The sequence below is a fragment of the Bacteroidota bacterium genome, assembly GCA_039714315.1.
Classification (GTDB): domain Bacteria; phylum Bacteroidota; class Bacteroidia; order Flavobacteriales; family JADGDT01; genus JADGDT01.
In genome coordinates this window covers 1-7,392 of record JBDLJM010000151.1, presented here as the reverse complement: position 1 = coordinate 7,392, position 7,392 = coordinate 1, and the positions used below count along the sequence as shown (strand labels likewise).

Annotated in this window: 5 protein-coding genes; 1 reads left to right on the top strand and 4 read right to left on the bottom strand. The window is 38.0% G+C overall.

All coding sequences use genetic code 11. The annotated features are described in order from the left end of the window. Nucleotides 1-370: 370 nt before the first annotated feature. Complete coding sequence (locus tag ABFR62_12145) at nucleotides 371-1,750, top strand: hypothetical protein (GenBank protein MEN8139173.1); 1,380 nt, start codon at nucleotides 371-373, stop codon at nucleotides 1,748-1,750. Between the two features lie 134 nt (nucleotides 1,751-1,884). Here the strand turns inward: ABFR62_12145 and metF are convergent, their stop codons facing one another. From metF to ABFR62_12125, 4 genes are all read right to left on the bottom strand, one after another. Then, nucleotides 1,885-2,841, bottom strand: coding sequence for a methylenetetrahydrofolate reductase [NAD(P)H] (gene metF / locus ABFR62_12140; GenBank protein ID MEN8139172.1), 957 nt, complete (start codon nucleotides 2,839-2,841; stop codon nucleotides 1,885-1,887). 79 nt (nucleotides 2,842-2,920) lie between these two features. After that, nucleotides 2,921-5,617 (bottom strand): methionine synthase, encoded by a 2,697-nt coding sequence (gene metH, locus ABFR62_12135; GenBank protein MEN8139171.1) that lies wholly within the window; start codon nucleotides 5,615-5,617, stop codon nucleotides 2,921-2,923. Nucleotides 5,618-5,740: 123 nt separating this feature from the next. Beyond that, nucleotides 5,741-6,733: a homocysteine S-methyltransferase family protein gene (locus ABFR62_12130; protein ID MEN8139170.1), complete on the bottom strand. Its 993-nt coding sequence runs from the start codon at nucleotides 6,731-6,733 to the stop codon at nucleotides 5,741-5,743. A 52-nt stretch (nucleotides 6,734-6,785) separates the two neighbouring features. Beyond that, nucleotides 6,786-7,392 (bottom strand): bifunctional aspartate kinase/homoserine dehydrogenase I (locus tag ABFR62_12125; GenBank protein MEN8139169.1); only part of this gene is annotated, 607 nt, incomplete at its 5' end.

Here is a 7,392-nt window from a genome sequence, read left to right as displayed (position 1 = left end):
AAATAAAAATGGATTAGGCGAAAAAGATATAGCGCATTTCATTGTTTATTTGGTATTACAGTAAATTTATAACCTAAATGGTATAACTTCTCTATATTTTTTCTACAAAAACACCATTGAATATTTCTTTGGTGTTTTTTTTATACCAGTTGGCATGAAGAATTTACGCAAAAGAAAATTAAAGATTTTATTGCGAAAAGTTCACATAGCATATGGTATTATAGACTATTTCCTATCCCGGTAATTTTAATATATCAAAACAAACAAGCACAAGAATAGAAGACTCTTAACTATTTATTTATCAATTCATTACAATATTTATTGTAAGAAATTTCGTATCTTTAGAACTTAACCAAAATTATAATACATTATGAGAAAATTATTTTTAGCTATTTCAGTTATTTCCTTAGCCTTCTGGTTTACAGGATGCGAAAAAGGAGATATCGCATCTCAGGATGATCTTGAGATAATAAAAAGAGCAGGAAACGGGAATGGATATGAAATAGACGATTCAAATATTTTTTGTCCGGGAGAAGAAATTCCTATTTGGGTTGGTGTAGGTAATGAAGAAGCCGGAGAAATGATTGGTACGGCAACTGTAGACCCCGAAACCGGTACAGTTACATTCGATTTCTACAATGGCTGGGAAGCAGAAGATATTCATATGGAATGCACAACCGAATTAATTGATTTAGGAAATGGTACTGAATTCCCGGATCTTCCTATGACAAATGTTAGAATAGATAAAAAAGGAAACATAAAAGGCGGTAACCCTATACCGGGGCAATTTGAAACTAAATTTCATTATGACCCTCCACAAGGCGGTACATTTACAGAGTCAGTTGACGTTCCTGATGGCGAAGAAATGAGTTATTGCGCTATACATGTAGCCGCAGTAAACTGTGAAAATGAAACAGATACTGATGTTGAAACAATTAACGCTTTATTGGATGAATATATAGACAAAGATATTTGCATACAGCTAACCGGGGGTGTAGAAGAAAGCATGCACTATATAGAAATAATGGAAGAATGTCCTACAATACCGGAATGTCCAAATCCTGAATTACAATATGAATGTAACGGTAGTGATGGTGGTACTTTAGCAGGACTATATAAATCAGGATGGTGCCTGGCTCCAAATATTAATATTGGAACCGGACCATATTGTGCTGAGCTATTCTCTGCCTATGACGAAAGATTATTCGACAAATTAGAAAGTGAAGGTATTGATACAGGAAATGCCTATGATAATGTAGATATAGGTAGTTATTTGGCAAATGCCTTCGTCATTGGGGTAGAAACTACAGTTGATGTAGGAGATTGTAATGGATTTAGCGGACCGGTAACTTTTACGCCGACTAAATATGATATGCAGGAAGCTTTTTGGCGTCTGACAGCCAGTGATGCTGTCCTTGATGATAAACTCAACCATGGAGCATGGGATTGGTGGACTAGTGAAGGAGCCGTGAATGAAGAAGCAGTTGATGCTATGGTATGTTATTCCATGCAAAATGGAGAAGGCTACGTTCCCGGATGTGATGATCTTATGGTCATTGTTTTCATAGCTCATAACGAATGCGGAGTGCTACAGCAACCTATTATGTCATTCATTCCGGTACCATGTGAAGGTGGTGATTGTGACTCAGAAACCGGATGGGGCGATGGTAAAGACGGAGCTCAATTCCCAGGATCTAATTGGGGAACATGGTTCAGATTTGACCCTACGTGTGATTATCTATCTGAGTAAATATATTTCTTATAACAATTTAAACCAAATTGGATATAGTTAACAACTAATCCCTCCTACTGAACTAAAAGTAGGAGGGATTTTATTATAAATTATTAAGTTATAACTCTGTGATCTAAATGAATTAATTTCCCCTAAAAAACAGCCTTAACTATCTTCTGTATATTATCCGATTTCCCCATTGTATAGTAATGCAATGTAGGTACCCCGGCAGCTTTTAATTCTTTCGACTGCTCTATGGCCCACTCTACTCCAAGCTGACGAACTTCTTTATTATCTTTACATTTATCCACTTCACGAACCAAATCACAAGGTAGGTCGAGGCTGAAACGGTGGGGCAATAAGCGCAACTGATTTTTTGTGGAAAGGGGTTTTAATCCCGGAATAATAGGCACATTAATTCCGTGTCGTTTACAATCCTCCACAAAGTCAAAATATTTCTTATTGTCAAAAAACATTTGCGTGACAATATAATCGGCTCCGGCATCGACTTTGGCTTTCAAATACTCCAAATCGGTTTCGATATTGGGAGATTCGAAGTGTTTTTCGGGATAGCCCGCAACACCTATACAAAAATCTGTATGATGTGCGTGTTCCATCTTGGGATCTAAATACTTCCCGTTATTTAAATTATTTATTTGTTCCACTACCTCATTTGCATAAGAGTGACCTTCGGCCAAAGCTTTGAAATACGTTTCTCCCGGCGCAGCATCACCGCGTAAAGCCAATACATTTTGAATTCCAAGGAAATCCATTTCTACCAATGCGTTCTCAGTTTCTTCTTTTGTAAATCCACCCGCCAATAAATGTGGTACGGCATCTACATTATATCTGTGCTGAATTGCAGCCGAAATTGCCACGGTACTCGGACGCTTGCGAATTGTACGCTTTTGTAATAATCCGTTGGGCAACTCATCATAAACCACTTCCTCACGGTGATAAGTTACATCGACAAAAGCGGGATTAAACTCCATCAGAGGATCGAGATTATTGATAATATCTTTCATGTCTTTACCCTTTAAAGGAGGTAAAATCTCTAATGAAAAAAGCGATTTCCCGTTAGCTTTTTGTATATGTTCTGTTACTTTCATTCTTTGTTGTTTCTGGTTACTAGTTACTGGTTTCGGTCCCTGAGCTTTTCACAGGGCTGGTTGATAAGGTGCTAATATATTAATAGTTTAGATTAGCTGAGTATAATTTCTCCAGCTCCTCAACACTTTCTCCCGACAATTCTGCAATTCGTTCTACCTGGTCTTTCCCAATTAAGCCTACCCCAAAATACTTAGCTTTTGGATTTGCGAAATAGAATCCCGAAACGGATGCGGCAGGATTCATTGCATAGCTCTCAGTAAGTTCCATTCCTGTTTTATTTTTCACATCCAATAAATCAAAAATAACATTTTTATCCTTATGATTCGGACATGCCGGATAACCGGGCGCAGGACGTATTCCTACATATTTTTCATCAATCAGATCCTGCTTTGTAAGCTTTTCGTCCTTATTGTATCCCCAGTACTTCATTCTCACTTCGTGATGCAAAAATTCGGCCCCTGCTTCTGCTAAACGATCAGCTAAGGCTTTAACCATAATTGAATGGTAATCGTCGTTTTTGGCAATATATGAATCTGACAATTCCTTTACTCCAAGACCTGCCGTTACGGCAAACATCCCTAAATAATCTTCACCTTCAGTCTTAATAAAATCAGCTAAAGACTGATATTTCAATCCTTCTTTCTTTTCTTTTTGCTGACGCGGGAAAACGAATTGTTGTGACAGTTCATGTTTAGTCGATCCAATTTGAGACGATTCGTGAATCGTTTCAACAGTGATAGTTTCTCCATCGCTGTTTGCAGGATATAAACCTATCACTGCTCTCGCTTTTAGAAGATGCTTATCTATAATCCTGTCGAGCATTTTATTTGCCTCATCAAATAATTTTGTCGCTTCCTCCCCTACTTTCTCATCACTTAAAATTGCAGGATACTTCCCATGCAAATTCCATGTTTTGAAGAATGGAGTCCAGTCGATATAAGCTCTAAGTTCGTGCAGGCTCAGGAAAATAGTATTACTGGCTCCCAGATATTTTGGTTTTACAACTTCGTAATCCGAAAAATCTAATTCAGCTTTATTTTCGAAAGATTTAGTATAAGAAACATATTTCTTACTCTCCCTGCGTTTTTCATAACCTTCTCTGACTTCTGAATATTCCGATTTTAATTCTTCTTTAAACCTATCTTTTCTTTCGGGATGAATCAAATCGGCTACCATCTGAATTGAGCGCGAAGCGTCCAAAACGTAAGCTACAGCATTGTCGTAATTGGGATCAATTTTAACTGCTGTATGCGCTTTTGATGTTGTCGCTCCTCCAATAATCAAAGGTATCTTCAACCCTTTTTGTTTCATCATAGAAGCAAGATTAGACATTTCTTCGAGCGATGGAGTTATTAAACCACTTACTCCAATAACATCGGCATTCTCTACAATTGCTGATTCTATAATTTTATCATTCGGAATCATCACTCCCAAATCTACAACCTCGAAATTATTACACTCCAGGATTACTTTTACAATATTCTTTCCGATATCGTGAACATCACCTTTTACAGTTGCCAAAACAACTTTTCCGGCTGTGGGTTTGTTACCGTCTTTTTCTTCCTCGAGAAACGGTTCTAAATAGGAAACCGCTTTTTTCATTACTCGTGCCGATTTCACTACCTGCGGTAAAAACATCTTACCATCGCCAAAAAGCTCACCAACTTTGTTCATCCCATCCATTAGTGGACCTTCTATAACTTCAAGCGCTTCGGGGTAATCCTGACGGACAAGTTCTATATCCTCTACTATAAATTCAGTATTCCCTTTTACCAAAGCATACTGAACTCTGTCATATGGCGAAAAGTTTCTCCATTCGGCTATATCTGCCTCTTTTTTCTTAGTTCCCTTTACTGTTTCGGCATATTCAATCAAAACTTCAGTAGCATCGTCTGTTCTGTCCAAAAGAACATCTTCTACTTTTGTCAGCAACTCTTTATCGATATCATCATAAATCTCAAGCATAGCCGGATTTACAATTCCAATTTTCATACCCGCTTTACCCGCGTGATACAAAAATGCCGAGTGCATAGCCTCGCGTACTACATTGTTTCCTCTAAAAGAAAATGAAATATTACTCACTCCCCCGGAAACATTTGCATGAGGCAGGTTTTCGCTAATCCATTTTGTAGCTTTAAAGAAATCTATACCATTTTTTCGATGTTCGTCCATTCCTGTAGCCACCGGAAAAACGTTTGGATCGAAAATTATATCTTCAGGATTAAAACCTACTTCATCTACTAAAATATCGTAAGAGCGTTTACAAATATCTATTCTTCGCTGATAAGTATCTGCCTGACCATCCTCATCGAAAGCCATAACCACAGTAGCTGCACCGTACTTTTTTATCAGCTTAGCATGTTTTACAAACTCCTCTTTTCCTGACTTTAGTGAAATAGAATTCACAACAGATTTTCCCTGCACGCATTTCAATCCGGCTTCAATGATTTCCCATTTCGAAGAATCAATCATAATAGGAATTTTAGCGATATCCGGTTCTGAAGCAATCAGGTTCAAAAAGTTGACCATAGCTTCTTTGCCATCTATCATTCCATCGTCCATGTTAACATCCAAAATCTGCGCTCCGCCTTCAACCTGATGACGGGCTATAGCCAATGCTTCCTCGAAATTTTCCTCTTTTATCAACCTCAAAAACTTTCGGGAACCAGCTACATTGCATCGTTCTCCAACATTGATAAAGTTTGAGTTTTCATCTACTATCAGAGGTTCTAAACCAGCTAATTTAAGAGGTCTTATTTTATTTGTATTTTCCATTTTTCTTAAACTAAATTGGAAGTCTATCTTTCTTTGCGCTCTTGCGTTTCTAATTCTTTGCAGACTTCGTTAAGCCCACTGTCTTTTTCACGCAAAGTCCCGCAAAGGTTTTCGCAAAGCACGCTAAGCTCTTTTATCTTCAATATCAACCTGATCAGCAATCGCCTTAATATGCGCCGGTGTTGTTCCGCAGCATCCGCCTATAATACCAAGGTTCTTTTCTTTAAGGAATCCTTTTATTTCGAATTGCATATCTTCCGGACTTTGATCGTATTCTCCAAAGGCATTCGGCAATCCGGCATTCGGATGGGCACTAATCATAAAAGGCGACTTTGCAGCCAACTCGTGAATGTGTGGTTCCATATCCTTAGCTCCGAAGGCACAGTTAAGCCCAACACTGAGCAAATCCATATGTGATACAGAAATTAAAAATGCCTCTGCAGTTTGTCCGGAAAGTGTTCTACCGCTCGAATCTGTCAATGTTCCCGAAATCATAATCGGCAACTTTTTTCCTTTTTCTTCAAAAACAGTTTCCGCAGCAAACATTGCAGCCTTAGCATTCAATGTATCAAATATAGTTTCTATCAATAATACATCTGCTCCACCATCAACCAAACCTCTTACTTGCTCAGAATATGCTTCTACTAGTTGATCATAAGTAATATTTCTAATACCAGGATTATTTACATCCGGCGACAAACTCGCAGTACGATTAGTTGGGCCTATAGATCCGGCAACAAAACGAGGTTTATCTGGATTCTGAGCCGTAAATTCATCTGCCACTTCACGGGCTATTTTAGCACCCCGGTAATTTAGCTCATATACAAACTCTTCACATGCATAATCGGCCTGCCCTACTGTTGTACTCGAAAATGTATTTGTTTCAGCAATATCAGCACCTGCTTCGAAATACTCACGATGAATCTGCTTTATTGCCTCCGGCTGGGTAAGAATCAAAAGGTCGTTATTTCCTTTTAAAGGTTGTTTCCAATCCTTAAATTTTTCGCCACGAAAATCTTCCTCAGTAAAATTGTACTGCTGAATCATCGTTCCCATCGCACCATCGAGGATTAAGCGACGCTTCTTTAATTCTTCTTTTATATTGTATTTGCTCATTTTTATTAAATTTGATTATAGGATTAAGAGATTATAATCTCTTAATCAACTCTTACACCAATTTCAACAAATCCCCATAAACTCCACGGGCAGTAACTTCTGCTCCGGCACCTGCACCCTGTACAATAAGCGGTTCATCGCCGTAAGAGTCCGTATAAATTTCGAAAATAGAATCTGCTCCTTTTATTTGGCCCAAACTACTTCCTTTTGAGACCTTAACTAAATCAACCGAAAGTTCTCCTTTATGGTTAAGTTCTCCGACATATCTAAGAACCTCATCTTCGGTTTTATCGGCCTTTATCTTATTGAACTTCTCATCTAATTTACCCAAATTCCTGAAGAAACCCTCATACGACACTTCCTGCAATTCGTCAGGAATAAGATTGTTGATTTTAATCTCCGAAAATTCGTTTTTCAAATCAATTTCCCTTGCCAATATCAAAAGCTTTCTTCCAACATCATTACCCGATAAATCTTCTCGTGGATCCGGTTCAGTATATCCTTTGTTTTTTGCCTCCAACAGTATGTCCGAAAACTTAGATTCTGAAACAGAGAATTTATTGAATATATAACTCAGAGAACCTGAGAACACTCCGCGTATTTTATTGATTTTATCGCCCGAATGGTGCAGCTGACTAATTGTATCTACTAAAGGTAAT